The organism is Cecembia sp., from assembly GCF_007126775.1.
Classification (GTDB): domain Bacteria; phylum Bacteroidota; class Bacteroidia; order Cytophagales; family Cyclobacteriaceae; genus Cecembia.
Map to the genome: position 1 here is coordinate 1 of NZ_SLAP01000021.1, position 21,553 is coordinate 21,553.

General features: G+C 41.0%; 18 protein-coding genes. 11 read left to right on the plus strand and 7 right to left on the minus strand.

Going from position 1 to position 21,553, the window contains the following annotated elements:
• On the plus strand, window positions 1-110 hold a 110-nt coding region (locus QZT73_RS17015), incomplete at its 5' end, for an HNH endonuclease (protein WP_363331080.1).
• Window positions 111-602: 492 nt separating this feature from the next.
• The gene (locus tag QZT73_RS01430) at window positions 603-2,963 is read left to right on the plus strand and encodes a family 20 glycosylhydrolase (RefSeq protein ID WP_291786278.1); all 2,361 of its coding nucleotides are present in this window, start codon (window positions 603-605) and stop codon (window positions 2,961-2,963) included.
• 240 nt (window positions 2,964-3,203) lie between these two features.
• Here the strand turns inward: QZT73_RS01430 and dxs are convergent, their stop codons facing one another.
• Window positions 3,204-5,120, minus strand: coding sequence for a 1-deoxy-D-xylulose-5-phosphate synthase (gene dxs, locus QZT73_RS01435; RefSeq protein ID WP_291784231.1), 1,917 nt, complete (start codon window positions 5,118-5,120; stop codon window positions 3,204-3,206).
• Window positions 5,121-5,305: 185 nt separating this feature from the next.
• On the opposite strand from dxs, the gene QZT73_RS01440 reads away from it, so the two are divergent.
• The 4 genes from QZT73_RS01440 to serS all read left to right on the plus strand — a co-directional run bounded on the left by QZT73_RS01440 (window position 5,306) and on the right by serS (window position 10,956).
• Entirely contained in the window at window positions 5,306-6,055 is a 750-nt protein-coding gene (locus QZT73_RS01440; protein WP_291784232.1) for a segregation/condensation protein A, read from the plus strand.
• 3 nt (window positions 6,056-6,058) lie between these two features.
• Window positions 6,059-7,111, plus strand: coding sequence for a lysylphosphatidylglycerol synthase transmembrane domain-containing protein (locus QZT73_RS01445; RefSeq protein ID WP_291786240.1), 1,053 nt, complete (start codon window positions 6,059-6,061; stop codon window positions 7,109-7,111).
• A 26-nt stretch (window positions 7,112-7,137) separates the two neighbouring features.
• A complete protein-coding gene (locus tag QZT73_RS01450; RefSeq protein WP_291786242.1) occupies window positions 7,138-9,606 on the plus strand; it encodes a bifunctional UDP-N-acetylmuramoyl-tripeptide:D-alanyl-D-alanine ligase/alanine racemase in 2,469 nt (822 codons plus the stop codon).
• Between the two features lie 78 nt (window positions 9,607-9,684).
• Window positions 9,685-10,956 (plus strand): serine--tRNA ligase, encoded by a 1,272-nt coding sequence (serS, locus tag QZT73_RS01455; RefSeq protein ID WP_291784238.1) that lies wholly within the window; start codon window positions 9,685-9,687, stop codon window positions 10,954-10,956.
• A gap of 63 nt (window positions 10,957-11,019) precedes the next feature.
• On the opposite strand, the gene QZT73_RS01460 is transcribed toward serS, so the two are convergent.
• Window positions 11,020-11,556: a hypothetical protein gene (locus QZT73_RS01460; RefSeq protein ID WP_291786243.1), complete on the minus strand. Its 537-nt coding sequence runs from the start codon at window positions 11,554-11,556 to the stop codon at window positions 11,020-11,022.
• Between the two features lie 96 nt (window positions 11,557-11,652).
• Window positions 11,653-13,176: a 2,3-bisphosphoglycerate-independent phosphoglycerate mutase gene (gene gpmI, locus QZT73_RS01465; protein ID WP_291784241.1), complete on the minus strand. Its 1,524-nt coding sequence runs from the start codon at window positions 13,174-13,176 to the stop codon at window positions 11,653-11,655.
• Between the two features lie 181 nt (window positions 13,177-13,357).
• On the opposite strand from gpmI, the gene QZT73_RS01470 reads away from it, so the two are divergent.
• A complete protein-coding gene (locus tag QZT73_RS01470) occupies window positions 13,358-13,765 on the plus strand; it encodes a DUF4783 domain-containing protein (RefSeq protein WP_291784243.1) in 408 nt (135 codons plus the stop codon).
• A 27-nt stretch (window positions 13,766-13,792) separates the two neighbouring features.
• On the plus strand, window positions 13,793-14,653 hold the full coding sequence (gene nadC / locus QZT73_RS01475) for a carboxylating nicotinate-nucleotide diphosphorylase (protein ID WP_291784245.1): 861 nt from the start codon (window positions 13,793-13,795) through the stop codon (window positions 14,651-14,653).
• A gap of 81 nt (window positions 14,654-14,734) precedes the next feature.
• Here nadC and amt read toward each other — a convergent pair whose 3' ends face one another.
• Window positions 14,735-15,967 carry an ammonium transporter gene (gene amt / locus QZT73_RS01480; RefSeq protein ID WP_291784247.1) on the minus strand — a complete coding sequence of 411 codons (1,233 nt, stop codon included), beginning with the start codon at window positions 15,965-15,967 and terminating at the stop codon, window positions 14,735-14,737.
• Between the two features lie 79 nt (window positions 15,968-16,046).
• Window positions 16,047-16,385, minus strand: coding sequence for a P-II family nitrogen regulator (locus tag QZT73_RS01485; protein ID WP_291784249.1), 339 nt, complete (start codon window positions 16,383-16,385; stop codon window positions 16,047-16,049).
• A gap of 293 nt (window positions 16,386-16,678) precedes the next feature.
• On the opposite strand from QZT73_RS01485, the gene QZT73_RS01490 reads away from it, so the two are divergent.
• On the plus strand, window positions 16,679-17,584 hold the full coding sequence (locus tag QZT73_RS01490) for an NTP transferase domain-containing protein (protein ID WP_291784251.1): 906 nt from the start codon (window positions 16,679-16,681) through the stop codon (window positions 17,582-17,584).
• A gap of 57 nt (window positions 17,585-17,641) precedes the next feature.
• Here the strand turns inward: QZT73_RS01490 and QZT73_RS01495 are convergent, their stop codons facing one another.
• Window positions 17,642-18,760 (minus strand): TlpA disulfide reductase family protein, encoded by a 1,119-nt coding sequence (locus QZT73_RS01495; protein WP_291784254.1) that lies wholly within the window; start codon window positions 18,758-18,760, stop codon window positions 17,642-17,644.
• Window positions 18,761-18,875: 115 nt separating this feature from the next.
• Here QZT73_RS01495 and QZT73_RS01500 point away from each other — a divergent pair, with 115 nt between their 5' ends.
• Window positions 18,876-19,295 (plus strand): DoxX family protein, encoded by a 420-nt coding sequence (locus QZT73_RS01500; protein ID WP_291784256.1) that lies wholly within the window; start codon window positions 18,876-18,878, stop codon window positions 19,293-19,295.
• On the opposite strand, the gene QZT73_RS01505 is transcribed toward QZT73_RS01500, so the two are convergent.
• Entirely contained in the window at window positions 19,289-20,398 is a 1,110-nt protein-coding gene (locus tag QZT73_RS01505; protein ID WP_291784258.1) for a DNA replication/repair protein RecF, read from the minus strand. The two genes, QZT73_RS01500 and QZT73_RS01505, sit on opposite strands and share 7 nt — an antisense overlap.
• 105 nt (window positions 20,399-20,503) lie before the next feature.
• On the opposite strand from QZT73_RS01505, the gene pdhA reads away from it, so the two are divergent.
• A complete protein-coding gene (pdhA, locus tag QZT73_RS01510; protein ID WP_291784259.1) occupies window positions 20,504-21,523 on the plus strand; it encodes a pyruvate dehydrogenase (acetyl-transferring) E1 component subunit alpha in 1,020 nt (339 codons plus the stop codon).
• The last annotated feature ends 30 nt before the right edge of the window (window positions 21,524-21,553 follow it).

Below are 21,553 nucleotides of genomic sequence, written 5' to 3' on the forward strand. Positions count from 1 at the left end.
CCCCTGCGACGCAGGTTCATCACAAAAGATATGCAAAGCGAAACATTGGAAAAGAACCTATCAAATGGCTCGTCTCTATTTGTAAAACTTGTCATGACAAAAAACATTGATAATAAAATAATTAAAGAAAAAGCCAAATGAATACATTCTATAAAAGTAATTCAGGCTTAAATACTAAAACAAACGAAAAGTAAAACAAATGAACCAGAATGAACTATCTCAATTATCTGATAAGGAGCTGCTCGAAGTATTAAAGAATAGTAAACCTTCGCCCATAATAGATGCATTTTTTATTGGGTTATTGGTTGGAATAATAATTTATAGTGTAGTTGCTAACTCTTGGGGTTTTCTCTCCTTAATTCCATTATATTTAATTTATACATTCTTGAAAAAACCAAAGAAATACGAAGCTCTTAAAATTGAATTGAAAAAACGAAACTTAGAATAGACGATGTCGGGAATCTGTCAAAATGCAAATTAGAGATAACTAAAAATTACCACTTAATTTGTGGTCATCCAAAAATAATGACAAGAATTGATGGAAATTTTAGAGGTTTAAAACAAAACAAATGCTAAAGAAAATCTTAATTGGGTTGTTCGGAGTGATATTGCTTCTTGGAATAGGTGGTTACCTGTATTATCGATTTGTTCTTTATGTGCCTCCGCTGATTTCTGACCGAGATAGGGCGATGTTGAAAATAATGCCTTTGCCTGCTGAGCTACGGTTGAAAAGTGGAGCATTTGAAGTTACGAAAGACTTTGGCATTCAATTCACAGATCAATCCACAGATCGCTTGGAGCGGGCAGCCGAGCGTTTTAAAACCAGATTGTCGAAATCCACGGGAATAAACTTTTCCGGAACCAGCGGACTTTCGATCGCCTGCGCAAGCCAATCGAGTACCTACCCAAAGTTGGGAGAGGACGAATCTTACAGATTGAATGTAGGTCCGAGGGGTATTGAGTTACTGGCTAATTCTGAATTTGGTGTATTGATGGGAATGGAATCAATCCTCCAGTTGATTGAGGGAACCTCAATACCATCCCTTGAACTAGTGGACTCGCCGCGATTTCCTTGGCGGGGAATCATGATTGATGTAAGCAGACACTGGATGCCAAAACCGGTGATTTTGCGAAATCTTGATGCCATGGCTGCTGCTAAAATGAACGTGCTTCACCTGCACCTTACTGATGACCAGGGATTCCGCGTAGAATCGAAGGTATATCCTAAATTACACGAAGAGGGCAGTAATGGGTATTACTACACACAAGATGATGTTCGTGAGATTATTTCGTACGCTTCTGATCGTGGTATCCGGGTGGTACCCGAATTCGATGTGCCGGGCCATACCGAAAGTTGGTTGATTGCCTACCCGGAGCTTGCCTCGATAGCGGGCTCGTTTTCTTTTGGACGAAAAGCAGGGGATGCTATTTTTACTACGCCTCTCAATCCTATCAGAGAGGAAACCTATGTGTTTATAGAAAATCTATTTACAGAAATGGCTGGGCTGTTTCCGGATGCGTATTTTCATATTGGCGGTGATGAAGTAAACCCAAGTGCATGGGAAGGAGAGGAATTTGATGCTTTTAAGGCTGAGAAGAACATTGTGGATGCGCATGGATTGCAGGCATATTTCAATGCCAGAATGGCAGAAATACTTCGGGAATTAGGAAAGAAAATGATGGGTTGGGAAGAGATTTTACAGCCTGAGCTTTCCAACGATATTCTCATTCAATCGTGGAAAAATCAAAAAACACTTTTTCAGGGTGTCCAGCAAGGCAGCAATGCCATTCTTTCGGCAGGCCTCTATCTTGATCATAAGTTACATGCGGCCAAACACTACGAAGTGGACCCGCTTATCCTGCCTGGAGCAGTGGATATCGAACCGGATTCAGGAAAGTGGACAATGTACGACTTGACGATGGAACTACCCGGGAATACAATGCAAAGCCAACTTGTCATTTTTGACCGTGATCCGGCAAATGTATTCGGGTATTTCGCGATGTCGGATCAAAGAAATGCCTTTAAGGCAGGCACTATCGAAAAAGAACGCATCCGTTTTTCCTTTGATGCAGGTGGTATTGGTACACTTAATTACCAAGGTGATATGATCGGAGATTCGATTAGCGGGAATTTATCATTTGGTCTTCTGAAATTTCCCTCCCGAGGCAAGGTTTCGGGGGGAAGCGGAATTCCAGGATCGGTCATGCCAAAAATAGAGGTCATTAAACCCCTGACATCGGAAGAGGAGAGCAGGATTTTAGGTGCGGAAGCGGCCATGTGGTCGGAAGTGGTTTCAATGAAAACCATTGATTCGCGGATATGGCCCCGCACAGCTGCAATCGCTGAAAAGTTGTGGTCGCCAGCGTCGCTCACCACGGATGTTGACGATATGTACCGAAGATTGGCACACTTCTCAGCCAGGCTGGAGGAAATGGGGCTAAGCCATGTATCCCATGGTGAGGAATTACTGCGTGAAATTGGTGGAAAAGCATATCAGGATCTTAAAGAAGTTGTGAACGTTATGGAAGAAGCAAAATTTTACAATCGACTGGTACCAATCATGACAATGGAAGAGGTGTATCTTCCGGATTTACCCCTTAATACATTGGCTGATGCCGCGTTGCCCGAAAGCGTGGTGGCACGCCGGTTTAACAAAATGGTAGAGCGCTACAAGGATAACCCCAATGAGGAAGACAAACAGGAAATTATTGCTTATCTGGAGAAATGGGCAGGTTCGAACGTTAAGCTTGCACCCTACTTTGAAACAAATGAACGGATGGCAGATATAAAAGGATTGACCGAAAACCTATCCATGATCTCAGAACTCGCATTGACTAGGATGCATTCTGGGGCTAATGAGTATCAGAATCGAGAAATTGCAGATACGCTCGACTACTTGGAAGCCGGAGAAAATGGACTTGTGGTTGCCGTCGTTCCAGGTTTACGAAGCATCCTTGACTAGCGGATATTGTCCTGAGTAACGAACCCCCCGGGTAGCCCAAGCAGCAAAAGAGGGGATTGCAAGGCCGGCTAGTGGCAGGTGAGCCATGGGTTAACATCCCGATCGACTCCGTGTAAGTGAAACGCGGCGTGGTAACTAGGGCGTGCTGAAATCGGAATATACAAAAGCAAAAAAAAGCCCTGATGGATGATCATATCCATCAGGGCTTTTTTTATTATTGATTTTGAGCCTTTCGGCAAGCTACTTTATTACTTTCACTTCAGCCATTTCCCTTACTGCGATAGCAATCCCTTCTGGATCAAAACCAGCATCCCTGTGAAGTTCAATCTGCTCTCCATGTTCAAAAATTTCATCCGGAATACCCAGTCTCTTCACTTGGGCGGTATAACCCTGGTCTACCATCCATTCCAGTATGGCGGAACCGAAACCTCCCATCAAAGACCCATCTTCTACTGTAATCACTTTTTTGAATTTACCGAATACTTCATGCAACAACTCCTCATCCAAAGGCTTTACAAAACGCATATCATAATGGGCAGGATTTAAACCCTCTTTAGCCAATTGTCCACAGGCTGATACTGCATAGTTTCCTATATGCCCAATTGTCAAAATAGCCACTTCTTCCCCTTCCTTTACAATTCTTCCCTGACCAATAGGTATTTTACGCATGGGTGTTCTCCACTCAGGCATAACACCCTGTCCTCTTGGATAGCGAATGGAAAAAGGACCTTGATACTGTGTCGCAGTAAACATCAGGTTTCTGAGTTCCTCTTCATTCATGGGCGCAGAAACCACCATATTGGGAATGCATCGGAAATAAGCAAGGTCATAGGCACCATGGTGCGTAGGACCATCAGCCCCTGCAAAACCAGCCCTATCCAAACAGAATATAACCTGAAGATTTTGCAAAGCCACATCATGGATCACCTGATCATAGGCCCTTTGCATAAATGAGCTGTAAATGTTACAGAAAGGAACCATCCCTTGGGTGGCCAATCCCGCTGAGAAAGTCACCGCATGTTGTTCTGCAATGCCCACATCAAATGCCCTATCCGGCATTTCTTTCATCATGATATTGAGTGATGAACCCGAGGGCATAGCAGGAGTAATGCCCATAATTTTATCGTTATCTTTGGCCAGTTCCACGATGGTATGACCAAATACATCCTGGTATTTCGGGGCCTGCGGTGCACTTGGTGCCTTTTTATAGATCTCACCTGTCACCTTATCAAACAAACCCGGTGCATGCCAAGTAGTTTTATTGCCATTTTCTGCTGGAGCATATCCCTTCCCTTTTACCGTAACACAGTGAAGGATTTTTGGGCCTGGAATATCCCTCATATCTGCCAGTATTTCCACCAGATGATTGACATCATGGCCATCTACAGGTCCAAAGTACCTTAAATTCAAGGATTCAAAAAGATTGCTTTGTTTGAGAACAGCAGATTTGATGGCTCCTTCCACTTTTGAGACTATATCCTGGGCCGAAGTTCCAAATTTGCTGAACTTACCCAAAAGATTCCAAACCTCATCTTTGACCTTGTTATAAGTATGCGAAGTGGTAATATCTGTTAAATAATCTTTCAAAGCCCCTACATTGGGATCAATGGACATGCAATTGTCATTGAGTATAATCAGCAGATTGGTATCAGATACGCCGGCATGATTCATGGCTTCAAAAGCCAAACCTCCTGTCATAGATCCGTCACCGATCACTGCTACATGCTGCTTGCGCTTATCGCCTTTATATTTGGATGCCATAGCCATGCCCAAAGCAGCGGAAATAGAAGTACTGGAATGTCCGACACCAAATGTATCGTATTCGCTTTCTTTCCTTTTCGGAAAACCTGAAAGTCCTCCATAAATGCGATTGGTATGAAACTTATCTTTTCTCCCTGTCAATATTTTATGCCCATAAGCCTGATGCCCTACGTCCCATACCAGTTGATCTTCCGGTGTATTGAGGATATAATGTAGGGCAACGGTAAGTTCGACCACTCCCAGACTGGCCCCAAAATGGCCACCGTAAACAGAAACATTGTCTACAATAAACTGGCGCAATTCATCACATATCTGAACCAGTTGGTCTTTGGAGAATTTTTTGAGATCGGATGGAGAATCGATCTGTTCGAGTAATTTACCGGGTTTGATTACCATTTGCGATAAGTTTCTTTATAAAAGTAATTAACTATCAATTATGCCTAATGTTTTTTAAAAATCCAACTTATGCAAAAACGATGCTTTTGGAAAGTCTTTTTAGTATGCAATACGTTAATTACCTTAATTTAAATATCTTTGGGTTTAATTCTGACACAAAATTAACATAAAATAAATACTATCCAGTGAGTTTTGAGATCAAATTGCCTTTGTTTGAGGGCCCTTTCGACCTGATGCTCTTTTTTATAGAGAGAGACGAGCTGGATATTTATGATATTCCTATCTCTAAAATTACACAGGATTTTTTGGATTATATCCATCAATTGGAAAAAATGGAGATTGAAATCGCCAGTGAATTTATTCTTTTCGCTGCGACATTGATGAAAATCAAATCCAAAATGCTGTTGCCAAGGCCTGAATTTGATGAAAATGGAGAGGAAATCGACCCTAGAGAGGAGTTGATCAGGCACCTTTTGGAATATAAAAAATACAAATCGGTAATTTCTGAACTGGCGGATATGGAAGCGGTCCATTTTTCTAAAGAAAAGCGGGGGAATATTACTTCTGAACTCAAAGAACTTTCCAAGGTAGACGGGGTAGAAGCAGAAATACAGGATTTAGACCTTTATAAAATGCTAAAGGTTTACCAAAAAGTAATGGCCAAATATGCAGCAAGAACAGACGAAACCAAGCATACAGTCGTACAGTACCCTTATACCATCGAACAACAAAAGGATTTTATCCTGCAAAAAATAACCTTTAAGGATAAGGTGCCCTTTTCTGACTTCATCCGTTACAAGCCAGATAAAATTTTTATAATCTATACATTCTTGGCAATTTTGGAACTTCTACAATTATCCATGGTTACCATAACAATTGGTGATGGATTCAACAATTTTTGGGTAGAAAAGATAGCCCCAGTGCCAACAAGCTAGTATATGAAATTAGATAACAAGAAGATTTTTGCCACCCTTAACCCCAATAAGGTATGGGTTCCCATATTGATTGGGCTGGGTATTGTTTTCTTGATGTTTTACCTTGACCCCAGTGTAGACGCAAAAACTTTGAGAGGTATTTTTGATGCCTCGGCTTGGGGGATAGTTTTGGCAATCTTTGTCATTCTTTGCAGAGATGTGGGCTACATTTACAGAATCAGAGAGATCACGGACAGGCATCTTACATGGACAAGGGCACTTTATGTCATCATTCTATGGGAATTTGCCTCGGCGGTCACTCCTTCGATTGTAGGTGGTACGGCAGTAGCTGTTTTCATTTTGAACAAAGAGGGAATCAAGCTGGGCAAAGCCATCGCTTATGTAATGGTCACTGCGATTTTGGACAACCTTTTCTTTGTTATCGGGGCACCGATTATTTTATTCCTGGCCCAAGGAAATATTTTCCCTGAAAGCCGGGTGATGGAAATGAGATTAGGTAGAAGCCTAGAAGTGCTCTTCTGGACCAGTTATGGGCTTTATGCTTTTTATTCCATGGTGATGGCGGCAGCCCTATTTTTCCGTCCAAGGGTATTCAAATGGGTCCTGCTTAAAATTTATTCTATCAAATGGCTCAGGAAATGGAAACATTCGGCCAACGAATATGGTAATCAGATCATTGAAGCTTCCCGCGAATTGGTAGGTAAAAACTATAAATATTGGGTGCCGATTATTCTGGCCACCATCTTTATCTGGAGTTCAAGGTATCTCATGCTAAATGCACTTATTGGATCTTACCAAGCATTGGATCTTTACGAACACGTGATCATATTTGCCAGACAGGTAATCATGTGGATCGTTATGATGATTTCCCCGACACCGGGAAGTAGTGGGACCGCTGAATTTTTCTTCACGCAGTTTTTCACACAGTTCCTGCATGGCTACACTTTTGTCACCAGCATATTATGGAGGTTATTGTCATATTATCCGTATTTGTTGCTTGGCGCCATATTCCTGCCGAGGTGGATTAAGCAGGTATTTTTCAAAAAGAAAAATTAATGACAGCTATTTCTTATTTTTAAACCATGATGCAAAGCCTCAGTATTGAGCAATTGGTCAACCTGCTTCAGGCAAAGGCAGAAGGATTTTCAGAGGGTTTCCTGATTGCGCAGGTAGCCATTGATTCCCGCAATATCCTCCAACCTGATCAAAGTCTATTTGTTGCCCTGAATGGGGCCAAATTCGATGGACATGATTTTGTTGAAGAGGTTTTCGAGAAGGGTGTTCGGGTATATTTAGTGATAAATGAATACAAACCTGATCCTTCCCTTCTCAGCTTTGCCTGTTTTCTCAAAGTAAAGGAGCCGCTGCAAGCTTTGCAAAAATTGGGTGCCTACCAAAGAAAGCTATTCAAGGGGCCATTGATAGGGATTACAGGAAGCAATGGCAAAACCATTGTCAAAGAATGGCTAGGGCAGGTATTATCCCAAAAATTTTCGGTGGCCAAAAGTCCAAAAAGCTATAATTCTCAGGTGGGAGTACCACTATCCATTTTTGGAATAGACAATGTTCATCAGGTGGCAGTGATGGAAGCGGGGATATCCAAACCACATGAAATGGAAGCCTTGGAGAAAATGCTCCATCCGAATTTGGGGATTTTTACCAATATAGGAACAGCACATGAGGAGGGTTTTGAGTCCCAACAGCAGAAACTGGAAGAAAAGGCCAAGCTTTTCATAGGATGTGATTATATTATTTTCAGAAAAGAGCATCGCCTGATCAGCCAATACTTGGAAAAAAAATTCCCAAAGAAAAAATTAATTATTTGGTCAGATGGACTTGGTGGAGATTACAGTCTTACCATCAAAAAAGAAGGCGAAAAGTCTAAAATCCTGCTGATGCGTCCTGATTTATCCCTCTTTACTTTTTTTGTACCATTTACGGACGAAGCCTCTCTTGAGAACATCCGACATGTCATTGTTGCCGCACTGACTTTGGATATGGAGGTGAAAAACATTCAGGAAGGTTTGAATCACCTGAGGGCAGTGGATATGCGCCTCACTTTAAAACCAGGGGCAAATCAAAGCCTGATCATAGATGATACCTATAATAATGACTTGGCCGGATTACGTCTTGCCTTGGATTTCATGAGTGCCCAAAGGCCAAAAAAAAGAAAAATACTGATCATTTCCGATTTGCTTCAGGTGGGCAATACCACGCAGGTATATGCAGAAATGAAACAATTACTCTCGTTTTACGGCATTGACCAGCTTATTGGGGTAGGGCATGACATCCAAACCTTACAGGGCCAATTGGAAATTCCAATGATGTTTTTCTCCGATACGGATCAGCTATTGGAAACCCTTCATCCTGAATTTTTCGACAATGATTTGATTTTAGTGACAGGTGCGAGAAAATTTGGTTTTGAGTATATTATAAACCGCCTTCAACAGAGGATACATGGAACTACCTTGGAGATCAACCTCAACGCCCTTACCCATAATTATAACTTTTACAAAAGCAGGTTAAATCCCAAAACAAAAGTAATGGTAATGGTAAAGGCCTTTGCTTATGGAGGAGGGGCAGAAGAAATTGCCAACCACTTACAACAGCTGAAAGCGGATTACCTGGCAGTAGCTTATACAGATGAAGGTGTAGCCCTGAGAGAAGAAGGAATCAAACTACCTATCATGGTATTGAATCCTGTTCAAGAATCCTTTACCCTTCTTCAACAGCATGAATTAGAGCCTGTGGTCTACAGTCCTGTTTTTTTTAGAGAACTCGCTATGTTTTGCAAAATGCAGGGCAGCGGAATGAAGATTCACCTTGATTTGGATACAGGGATGCACCGGCTGGGTTTCGAAGAAAAGGATTTGGATGAATTAATGTCCCTTATCCTAGAAAATCCACAATTGGAGATAGCCAGTCTTTATACCCACTTAGCCGCAGCAGACGAACCCGAATATGAAGCCTTTACCAGGCAACAACTACAATCTTTCATAGGGATGTGTGATGCCATCATCTCCAAATTGAGTTACAAGCCGATCAGACATGCCCTCAATTCCGCCGGCATTACAGCTTATTCGGCATACCAGATGGATATGGTCCGCTTAGGCATTGGCCTATACGGCGTAGAAGTGACAGGACTTTATGACCAGCAATTGCGCTCCATTAGTACACTAAAAACCACCATATCCCAAGTAAAGCGTTTAAAAAAAGGGGATACCATTGGCTACAGCAGAAAGGGAGTGATGGGTCAAGATGGTGAAATTGCCACGATTGCTTTGGGTTATGCCGATGGCTATGACAGACGGTTCAGTAATGGAAATGGATTTGTACTTATAAATGGTAAAAGAGCAAATGTTATCGGAAATGTTTGCATGGATATGACCATGATTGACGTGACGGGTATGGGAGTCAAGGAGGGAGATGAAGTGATTATTTATGGACCAGGGATATCCCTAAAAGTACTTGCCGAAAGAATCGGCACCATCCCATATGAGCTGCTGACCAATATCAGTAGCAGGGTAAAAAGAGTGTATTATCTGGACTGAGTAATTTGCTGTCAGGAAAAGTGCAGTTTTCAGCAACATGCTTATCTTTGTTCGAATCAATTGATTTAGAAAAGGAATATGTTACTTGTCAATAGTATAAGAGATAATTTTGAAGTTGTGCTTGAAGGCCTTCAAAAGCGTAATTTCACCCATGCGGAAGCAGTGCTTCATCAGGTTTTGGAAATAGAAAAAAGCAGAAAGGAAACCCAATTGGAAAGAGACAATCTGCAAGCTGAATCAAACAGCCTGTCCAAACAGATCGGAATGTTGATGCGAGATGGCAAAAAAGCTGAAGCAGAAAACATAAAAACAAAAACGGCAGCTATCAAAGATCGAATCAAGAGCTTAGAAGAATCTTACAATACATATGAAGAGGACCTTCGCCAACTGCTCTATACCATTCCAAATGTTCCCCATTATTCGGTTGTCAAAGGCAAATCAGCAGATGACAATGAAGTGGTATTGGAGTATGGTGAAATCCCGGAGCTTCCAGAAGATAAACTCCCACACTGGGACCTGATCAAGAATTACGATATCATAGATTTTGAATTGGGCACCAAAATTACAGGAGCCGGATTCCCTGTTTACAAAGGCCGTGGAGCAAGATTACAGCGTGGGCTGATCAATTTCTTTTTGGATGAGGCCATCAAGGCTGGGTACAATGAAGTTCAGCCTCCCATTTTGGTCAATGAAGATTCTGGATATGGTACAGGACAGCTTCCCGACAAGGAAGGTCAAATGTATGAGGCTACAGCGGATAAACTCTATTTGATTCCCACCGCCGAAGTACCCATCACCAATATGTACAGGGATGTGATCCTCAATGAAATAGAGTTTCCCATCAAAAATGTGGGCTATACCCCTTGTTTTCGAAGGGAGGCTGGAAGCTGGGGGGCCCATGTTCGTGGATTGAACCGTTTGCATCAATTTGACAAGGTAGAAATCGTACAGATTGTGCATCCCGACCATTCTTATGAGGCCTTGGAGGAAATGAGTGAATACGTTCAAGGCCTTCTCCAAAAACTGGAATTGCCTTACCGTGTATTGAAGCTTTGTGGCGGTGACATGGGATTTACCTCCTCCTTGACCTATGATATGGAAGTTTATTCAGCCGCTCAGGAAAGGTGGCTGGAGGTCAGTTCGGTGAGCAATTTTGAATCTTACCAGGCCAACAGACTGAAATTGAGATACAAAGGAGATGATAAACGAACCCAATTGGCACACACACTTAATGGTAGTGCCCTGGCTTTGCCTCGGATTATTGCAGCCCTCTTGGAAAACAACCAAACAGAAGAAGGCATCAGAATGCCTGAAGTTTTAATCCCTTATCTGGGTTTTGATATCATTTAAGCTGACGTATTAAAAACATAAAAAAGCCTTTTGAAATAAATTTCAAAAGGCTTTTTTATGAATTCAATTCCTTAAATGAGCTGAAATAACGATTTTATTGGGTTTGGAAAATATAACTTCCTGAACGGTTTCTATTGCAAAATTATCGATGAGTTTCGTAACCCCATGAATTCCCACAACTCCCCTTGTCTGAGAAGTATAAAAGGGGTTTTCAGTTTTGGATTGAAAGCTGATTTGCTTAACCTCTCCTTTCAAATACTCTACAATAATTTTTTTGATCTTCCCTTTTTCACCCTCCTTGAGTTCATGGATCAGGAAGCGCTCGCTTCTTTGCGTTTCATAAGCTTGGGCCAAAGCTGGTCTATTGATATCCGCTTGGATGAAAAATTCAAGCTCTTTCAGCCATCCTTCATATTCAGGAACAAATGTATTGCTCTCTTTTTCACCATTGACCTTGACTTCTTTGAACAAGGTCATGCCGGTTATTTTTTCAGCTTGAACTTCCATGAATTCTTTTAGCGGAAAAAAGTCTGTCTCGGCATTGCCACCTGCTCCATTATTGCCTGTACAACTCCAGCTAAATAAGAGCACTAATAGCATGTTAATAGAAAATTTGACTTTCATATGAAATTGTAGATTAATCTTAAATTAAGTGAAGAATATAGACGGAATTAAGAAACCCGGCCATTGAAGCTATCATTTCAAAAGAATCTCTCCAGTCATTTCTTTTGGTATTTCCAGTCCCATCAGTTTGAGTATGGTAGGCGCAAGGTCTCCCAATTTTCCATCTTTGACATCAAGTCTATCCTGATCGTCCACCATAATACATGGCACCAAATTGGTGGAATGCGCGGTATTGGGACTTCCGTCTTCATTGATCATCACATCACTGTTGCCATGGTCAGCAATCACTATTGTAGTATATCCACTGGCAAGCGCTTGTGTGACCACTTCATTGGCACAGGTATCAACAGCTTCGCAGGCTTTCACAGCTGCCTCAAACACCCCTGTATGTCCTACCATATCTGCATTGGCAAAGTTAAGGCAAACGAAGTCAACTTCCTTCTTTTTGAGTTCAGCACGGATCTTATTCGAAATTTCAAAAGCACTCATTTCCGGTTTCAGGTCATAAGTTGCCACTTTTGGAGAGGAGCATAAAATCCTGGTTTCTCCTTCAAACTCTTTTTCTCTTCCTCCCGAAAAAAAGAAAGTTACATGGGGATACTTCTCTGTTTCTGCTATTCTTATCTGCTTTTTCCCATTTGCTGCAAGCACCTGTCCCAGTGTATTGCTGAGGTTGTCTTTTTCAAATAGGACCTTTACATCTTTAAAAGTCTCGTCATAATTTGTAAAAGTGATGTAATGCAATTTAAGTTTTTTCATTTTAAAATCTTCAAAATCCTGCTGTGTGAGCACCTGGGTAATTTCTCTCCCACGATCTGTTCTGAAGTTAAAATTGATCACGACATCCCCTTCTGTAATCAGGGCAAGGGGCTTATTTTGATTGTTTGCCTGAATAATGGGACGAATGAATTCATCTGTCACCCCATTGGAATAAGATTTTAAAACCGAAGCAATGATGTCTTTGGATTGTTCACCCTCTCCCAATACCAGGGCATCATAAGCAAGTTTAACCCGCTCCCACCTTTTGTCTCTGTCCATGGCATAATACCTTCCTACCACAGAGGCAATTTTTCCAACGGAATGTTGCAGGTGTTCCCTCAGTTCATTCAGAAAGTGAAGGCCGCTCTTTGGATCCGTATCCCTCCCATCTGTAAAAGCATGGATAAAAGCTTCTTCCAATCCATTTGCCTTGGCTGCATCGCAAAGCCCTTTAAGGTGATTGATATGGGCGTGAACTCCACCATCTGAAACCAATCCTATAAAGTGGACCTTTTTCCCGTTTGATTTGGCATAATCAAATGCATTTTTTAAAACGGGATGCGTATTCAGTTCTCCCTCCACAATAGCTTTATTGATTTTTACCAAATCCTGATAAACAACCCTACCAGCCCCAATATTCATATGCCCCACCTCTGAATTTCCCATTTGTCCTTCCGGAAGGCCAACCGCCAAGCCGGAGGCATCCAGTTTAGAATGCGGAAATTTTTCATACAAACTGTCAACAAATGGGGTTTTGGCTTTATCAATAGCAGAAACTTCTGGGTTGGTAGCCAAGCCCCATCCGTCCAAAATCATCAATAAGACTTTTTTCTTCATGGAATTATTTTTCAGGATGTTTTACCACCCAATGTTAAAACTGATTGTAAAAATGAGGATTCTTTGTTTAGTCAACAAAAATCCTTTCGTTTAATTTGTAAAAATACAAAACTATAAAAAAAATTTCTCATTGAGACTGCTCCCCTATTTTTGGCTTAATATTTGATTATGTAGGTCTGCGATGAAAAAATTCCTTTACATAGGACTAATTTTATTTATACTCTTCTCATTGACAGAAGCAAAGTCTACTTTTCTAAGATCAGAAAATGTGAAGGAAGATATTTTACATGTTTTTCAGTCTGGGTCGAGTAAGGAGCTTGCCCGTTTTTTTGAAAACGGAGTGGACATCAACATCAACGGAAATCAGGGCGATTATTCAAGGAATCAAGCTGAGTTGGTGATGCGTGACTTTTTTAAAAAATACCCACCGGTAGATTTCCAGTTGCTCCATGAAGGAAAAAATGCCGAACAAATAGTTTACTATATCGGTGTTTATAAATCGGAAGACATCTCCTTCAAGGTATTTATCCGTGGCAAAAAGGATAATGAAGCTGTGAAATTCTACAGCCTCGATATTGTTAAGAGTTAAGTCAGGCTTTTTTCTTAATTTTATGCTGTGAAAAAACCCAACTATCTCAGTCCGGAGAAAATCCAAATTTTTATCCAACAGGCCTTACAGGAAGATGTAGGGGACGGTGACCATTCTACCCTTGGAGCGATCCCAAAAAATAAAAAAGGAAAGGCGCAACTGATCATTAAAGAAAAAGGAGTCATTGCAGGCCTTGAGCTTGCAAAAATGATTTTCCATCAATATGATCCAGAACTTGAAGTGGAACTGCTGTTGGAAGATGGTCAGGAAGTCCAGCCAGGGGATATTGGACTCACAGTCTCCGGAGCAGCTGCATCTATATTGACAACAGAAAGACTGATCTTGAACTGTATGCAACGAATGAGTGGTATTGCGACAAAAGCGCATCAATTGAACCAACTCATCCAACATACCGATGCCAGGTTAATGGATACCAGAAAAACCACACCTAATTTTAGGCTGATGGAAAAGTGGGCTGTTTGGATAGGTGGAGGCCTTAACCATCGTTTTGCACTCTACGATATGGTGATGCTCAAAGACAACCATATTGACTTTGCTGGTGGTATTGATGCCGCTATTGCACAAACAAAATCCTATCTCAGTGCAAATGGATTAAACTTAAAAATAGAGGTTGAAACACGAAGCCTTTCCGAGGTAGCACAAGTACTTGAAATAGGGGGTATTGATTATATCATGCTGGACAATATGGACTATGCTACCATGAGAAAAGCAGTGGCAATGGTAGCAGGTAGATATCCTTTGGAAGCTTCCGGGGGAATTACAGAAGAAAACCTTAAAGAAGTGGCCGAATGTGGTGTTGACTTTATTTCTGTGGGGGCATTGACGCATCAGGTTAAAAGCCTGGATATCAGCTTGAAGGCTTTTTAAAATTACAAAAGGATCAAAAAAGAGCATGATGTTGTCTATGTACAACAGCATGCTCTTTTTTTAGAAAATTAAGGCTAATTATCAGTCTTTGGAAGCAAAATCAGGATAAGCTTGCATGCTGTGCTCATTGATATCCAAACCTTCCACTTCTTCTCTTTCATCTACCCGGATACCAATACTCCTTTTCAGGGAAAAGAACATGATCCAACTGGTAAGGAAACAGAATGCGCCCACTACTCCTATGCCTATCAATTGAGAGATAACTTGCTGAAAACTTGCGAGATCTCCGAAAAAACCCACTGCCAAAGTCCCCCAGATCCCACCGATCAAATGAACTGAAATTGCTCCAACGGGATCATCTATCTTTATCTTATCAAAAAACACTACTCCCAAAACCACCAATATACCTCCGATAAATCCAATAATGGCTGCTTCTCCTATTCCCATTAAGTCAGCTCCGGCAGTAATCCCAACCAACCCTGCCAGAATTCCATTGAGCACCATGGTGATATCATAAGTTTTAAATTTGAGGTAAGCAGTAAACAAAGCCCCAAAAGCTCCTGCTGCCCCTGCAATTGCTGTGGTAACAAATACCAAAGATACTTCTCCTGGGTCTGCACTAAGCACTGAACCTCCATTAAATCCGAACCATCCAAACCAAAGAAGGAAGACCCCGATCGTGGCCAGGGGAATGCTATGCCCCGGAATTGCCCGCATACCTGATGCCGTATACTTCCCGATCCTTGGTCCTAGGAGGAAGGCACCCACAAGGGCTCCCCAGCCTCCTACTGAGTGTACTATGGTAGAACCTGCAAAATCATAAAAAGGAGTGTCCAAGGTATCCAAAAACCCTCCGCCCCATTTCCACATCCCAACAATAGGGTAACAGATTCCCACATATAGAACAGAGAAAAAGAGGAATGGCCCAAGTTTTATCCGCTCTGCAACAGCACCGGATACAATTGTAGCTGCGGTAGCAGCAAACATCGCCTGAAATATAAAATCTGTGTAAAAAGTATAACCTTCATTATAACTGCTGGTATTCCAGGCCTCAGGCAAAGATATGCCCAGACCTCCTAATCCTATAAAACCTCCTTCAAATGCTTCCCCTGGGTACATCAGGTTAAAACCAATAAAGGCATAGGTGAGCAGTCCTATTGCCGGTATCAGGGTGTTTTTGAAAAGGATGTTGACGGTATTCTTGGCCCTTGTTAGGCCTGCTTCCAGACTTGCAAACCCAAGGTGCATGACGAAAACCAACAAAGTGGCTACCATCACCCAAAGGTTATTGATAGTAAATAATTCTTGATTCATAGGTTTGATTGGTTTGAGGTTTTAAGGAACAATACCCGCTCAGATAAAAATTTCTGTGGGATATTGCACATACTTTGGTTTATAGTGCTATCTCTCCAGTATCATTGTTCCTGATACGGTAAGCACTGAGGGCTTCATAGACAAATATCTTCCCGTCTCCAACTTCACCAGTCCTTCCCTGACTGAGAATACATTGAATAATTTCATCCACGTGCTCATCAGCAGTGACGATTTCAATCTTCGTCCTTGGAATATAGGCCGGCTCATAGGCCACCCCTCGGTAGGTCTGTGGCTTAGGATGTTCCATTCCCATACCTTTTACCTCATAAAAGGTGAAGAATTTCACCCCTAGCCCAGCGATACATTGATGTATCTCTTCAAATTTGGATGTTCTAATAATTGCTTCAATTTTTTTCATTTTAGACAATTTTACATAGGGTTTAATAGGAAATACCCGCTAATCTAAAACATTTATTACAAAAAAGTAATTTTTGATTTATTTTTTAACTGAATTTTAATTGATTTTCATTTTATAAACAAAATAGAGACGCTAAAACACCCTATTACTTCTTAAATCATGTTTTTATAATTGATTTTGGTTTAAATAACAAGCAAGCCCTCTATCCATGGTAGTTTATTAAATAAAATGGACAATGGCTTTTCAGAAAGTAGGAAAAAACTAATTTTGGGGTTGATTTGAAAAATTGAGACATGAAAAATAAACCAACACTTTTGGTACTTGCGGCTGGAATGGGCAGCAGGTATGGCGGGAATAAACAGATAGATGGGTTTGGCCCTAATGGCGAGACCATTTTGGAATATTCAATTTATGATGCTATTCGGGCAGGTTTCGGCAAAGTAGTGCTTATTGTAAGGGAGGAAATACTGGAGGTCGCCAAAGACTTGCTGGTACCGAAACTGAAGGACAAAATTGAGCTTGATTTTGTACTTCAATCCATAAACAGCTTTGTACCTGATGAATTTAGAAATCCAGAAAGGGTAAAACCCTATGGCACAGCACATGCCGTGCTCTGTGCAAAAGATGCCATTGCTGAGCCTTTTGCGGTTATCAATGCAGATGATTTTTATGGAAAAGAAGCATTTGAAATTTTGGGCAAGTTTTTAAGTGATGGTGTACAGCCGCAATTGCATGCCATGGTAGGATATGCGATTGAAAATGTTTTATCCAAACACGGTACCGTCAGCCGGGGGGTATGTACGATGAATGCGGCCAACCAATTGATCGGGATGGTTGAGCGAACCTCTATCGCAAAGGAAGGTGATAAAATTATCTCAAGAGGAGAAGGAGAATCACTGGAAATTGAGGAAGGAACACCTGTTTCTATGAATTTCTGGGGCTTCCATCATGCAGTTTTTTCTGATTTAGAACTGATGTGGAAGGAGTTTTTGCCAGCCAACAGGGAGAATCTCAAATCAGAGTTTTTCATACCCACTGTAGCCAATAACCTGATAAAATCCGGAAAAGGAGCATTTGAAATATTGGAAGGTGGTAAAACCTGGTTTGGGGTAACTTATACAGAAGATAAACCTGTGGTCATTGAATCATTAAAAAACATGCATGAAATTGGGGAATACCCCAACAAACTTTGGGGCTGATCCAATGGGAAAGGGGGGAGGAATTCCTCCCCCAATTTTATGATCATCCAATCCGTTTTAAGAACCTAATGCCTCCATCAAAACATTATAAGCCTCATCTCCAGGCCTAGGGGCATTGGGACTGATCAGCTTGTTGTCTTTGCCAATAATTAAATACCTGGGAATGCCCCAGACTTTAAAATACCGCATGATTTCCGCTTCAAAACCTTTTCCTGCAAAAAGATGCACTCCCCGCATGGGGTTTTTTTCCAAATATTTTTTCCAAGGCTCTTGATTTTCATCAATGGATATATACATTAAAACCACATCCTCTTTTTCTCTTAATTTTTTCTCAAAAGAAGGGGTTTTGGTCTTGAAAGTATTGATACAAGGGCCGCACCAGCTTGCCCAAAGATCAAGGTAAATAATTTTATCCTTGAATTCAGACAACGATCTGGGATTGCCTTCCATATCAAGAAAAGAAAAATCCTCTACTGCTGCACCTTCCCTCAGTTTTTCCAGGGAAATAAGGGTAACCTTCATGCTTTCGTAAAAACGGGAATCTGGATAAGCAGTTTTGAAGCTTTCTGTCATCGCATTGATGGCGTCATAACTTTCATTGAGCATGGCCATTTCATTCATGATATAAGCAGCCCGGTAAAGTTCTAAAATTGGCGCCTCTTCAGAATAAATATAAGTCATAACTTCTGTATTGGGCATGCCAAATGGAATTTCTAAAGCAGCATGAATACCCATGATAATAGCCCTCGAATTATCTTCATTGAGTGAGTTTAACGTTTGATCGTAGCCCATTTCAAGAAGAAAGGTTCTGAAAAATCCTGTCCTTGCATCAGTATCCAAATCCGCTGCCCTATCCAGGTAAAGCTCTCCCAATTGAATCATCATGGTCTGGGTAAACTGAGTGCCTTTTTCTTTCTCTTCATCTGTCAACTGGCTTCCGTAATTGGCCTGGATTTCATCGAAATCCTTTTCCACTCCTTTACAGAAATCAATAAACACTTCCTTTGTAGGCAGTTCTTCCACATCGTAAATTACTTCAGAAACCCTGCTGTATAGATCTTCCTGTATAAGTTTTTGAAGTGCATTCATGTATTGCGTATAAGAAGCTGATGGACCTTGCGCAAAAAGCGGTAGATAAATAACAAATAGTAGCAAGGTGAAATAATATTTTCTCATATACATGGAAGATTTTGTTTTTAGGAATTACATGAATTAACGGACGAATATAATATCTAGATGTATAATTCTTATTAATTTTGAAAACATAAGCATTCACCAAAAAGACCGAATCATGAAAAAGCTGTTTTTCTCCTCATCTTCATTTGGAACTGATCTGGCTTTATTGCTGCTAAGAGTGGGGTCAGCGTTGATGATGATTACCCATGGATGGGCAAAAATATCAGACTTCAGCGCCAGACTGACTACCTTTAGAGATCCTATTGGACTTGGGCCAGCGCTTTCCCTTCAGGCCACCATTTTTGCAGAATTTTTCTGTGCAATATTATTGGCTCTTGGTTTTATGACAAGGCTTTCCTTGATTCCTTTAATATTTACAATGTCGGTTGTGACCTTCCTTGTCCATGCAGATGATCCTTTCTCCATTAAGGAAAAGGCCCTGTTATTTCTTTTAATCTTTTTTGTACAATTTCTTATGGGGCCAGGAAAATACTCTTTGGATGCTCAAATAAGAAAGAGAAGAGGCGGTTATTGATCCATATACTTCAAAACTCCTTCTTTAACCAGAAAAAAACGGGATTCGGAATTAATCTTGCTCAAAATCTCTTTGGAACGTTCTGGTCTGGCATCGGTAATAAATAATTGCCCAAAGCGATGATCTGCTACCAATTGCATTAATTTTTGAATACGATTGTCATCCAGCTTGTCAAAAATATCATCCAATAGTAAAATAGGTTTGGTCTTTTTATGGCTGAGAAAAATCTGGAATTGTGCCAATTTAAGGGCTATAACAAAAGATTTTTGTTGGCCTTGGGATCCGAACTTCTTAAGTGGATAACCTTCTAATTCAAAAACAAAATCATCTTTGTGCACCCCCATATTGGTCCTTTTGAGCAAAAAATCCTTCTGGGCTGCACTTTGAAAATTCTTCTCGAAATTTTCAAAGAGGCAATGGGTATCATAAGTAATCCCAATTTCTTCCTGATTATCGGATATTTCTGCATAATAAGCCTTGAGCAATGGCTCATATTCTGTGATAAAGTTTGCCCTTTGCCAAGCAATCTCAATAGACAGCTGTATAATTTCCCTGTCATAGACTGCAATGAAATTTTTATCCCATCTCCCTTTTTCCGCAAATTGTTTAATCAGTGCATTTCTTTGTTTGAGAAAATGCTGGTACCTGACCAGACTATCCAGGTAAGATTTACTGAGCTGACACAACATATTGTCAAAAAATCTCCTTCTTTCTTCACTGCCATCTTTGATCAGCATCGTATCATCAGGAGCAATCATTACTACGGGAAGCAGTCCAACATGGTCGCTCATCTTCTCCACTGCCTTGCCACTTTGCAGCAACTGTTTCTTTTTCCCACTTTCAAAAATACAGCGGATTTCTAGTTCCTTTCCTTCCAGATCAAAATCTCCGAAGATGGTAAAAAATTCTCTTTGGTGCTGTACGTTGAGGTTATCCATCCCATTGATGGCACTTTTAGTCAGGCATAAGTAATGTATTGCATCTAAAAGATTGGTTTTTCCACTGCCATTAATTCCTACGAAACAGTTGATCTCTTCCGAAAATTGCACCTCTGCTTTGTTATAATTCTTAAATTGTTGTAAGCGGATATTTTTGAGGTGCATCTTGCAGAAACTGTGGGGTTTTTGACTATTTTCGCATTTGGACTTAAAATTCAGCCCATTTCATTATATTTGAGGCCTAATTTAGCATATTTTATATTAAACGATATGGCAAAAAAGAGTACTGCAACCAAAGCAAAGGTTAAATATTCCAAAGAAACTTATGCTTATTGGTACGAAAGCATGCTGTTAATGAGGAGATTTGAAGAAAAAGCAGGTCAACTTTATGGACAGCAAAAAATCAGGGGATTTTGTCACTTGTATATAGGTCAGGAAGCTTGTGCTTCCGGAGCTATTACCGCCTTAGAAAAAGACGATAAATGGATCACTGCCTACCGTGATCATGCCCACCCTCTTGGTCTAGGGACTGACCCGGGAGCAATTATGGCCGAATTGTACGGAAAAGCTACGGGCACAACCAAAGGCAAAGGTGGTTCCATGCACATATTTGACAAAGAAAGAAATTTTATGGGTGGCCATGGCATCGTTGGTGCACAGGTTCCTATGGGTTTGGGCATTGGCTTTGCTGAAAAGTACAAAGGCACCAAAAACCTTTGTATCTGTTATATGGGTGATGGGGCAGTCCGTCAGGGGGCTGTACATGAAGCCTTGAATTTGGCCATGTTGTACAAGACTCCGGTAATATTTGTCATAGAAAACAACGGCTATGCCATGGGTACTTCTGTGGCGAGGACTTCTAATGTAACAGAATTGTATACTATTGGTGAGGCTTATGATATGCCTTCATTCCCTGTAGATGGAATGAATGTAGAAGCCATACATGAAGCCGTTGCTGAGGCAGCAGATCGGGCAAGAAAAGGTGATGGCCCAACGCTATTGGAATTCAGAACTTACCGTTACAAGGGGCACTCCATGTCTGATCCGCAGAAATACAGGACACGCGAGGAAGTAGAAGAATACAAAATGAGGGATCCCATCGAACAAGTCAAGAAAACCATCCTTGATAATAAAATCCTTACAGAAGAGGAAATTTCTGAAATTGATGCAAAGGTTAAAAAACAGGTAGCTGATGCCGTTCAGTTTGCTGAGGACTCCCCATGGCCAGATGGTCAGGATGCATTTAAGGAAATCTACATGCAGGAGGACTACCCCTTTGTGATGGAATAAATAACAATCGGCGTAAAATCAGCTATAAAT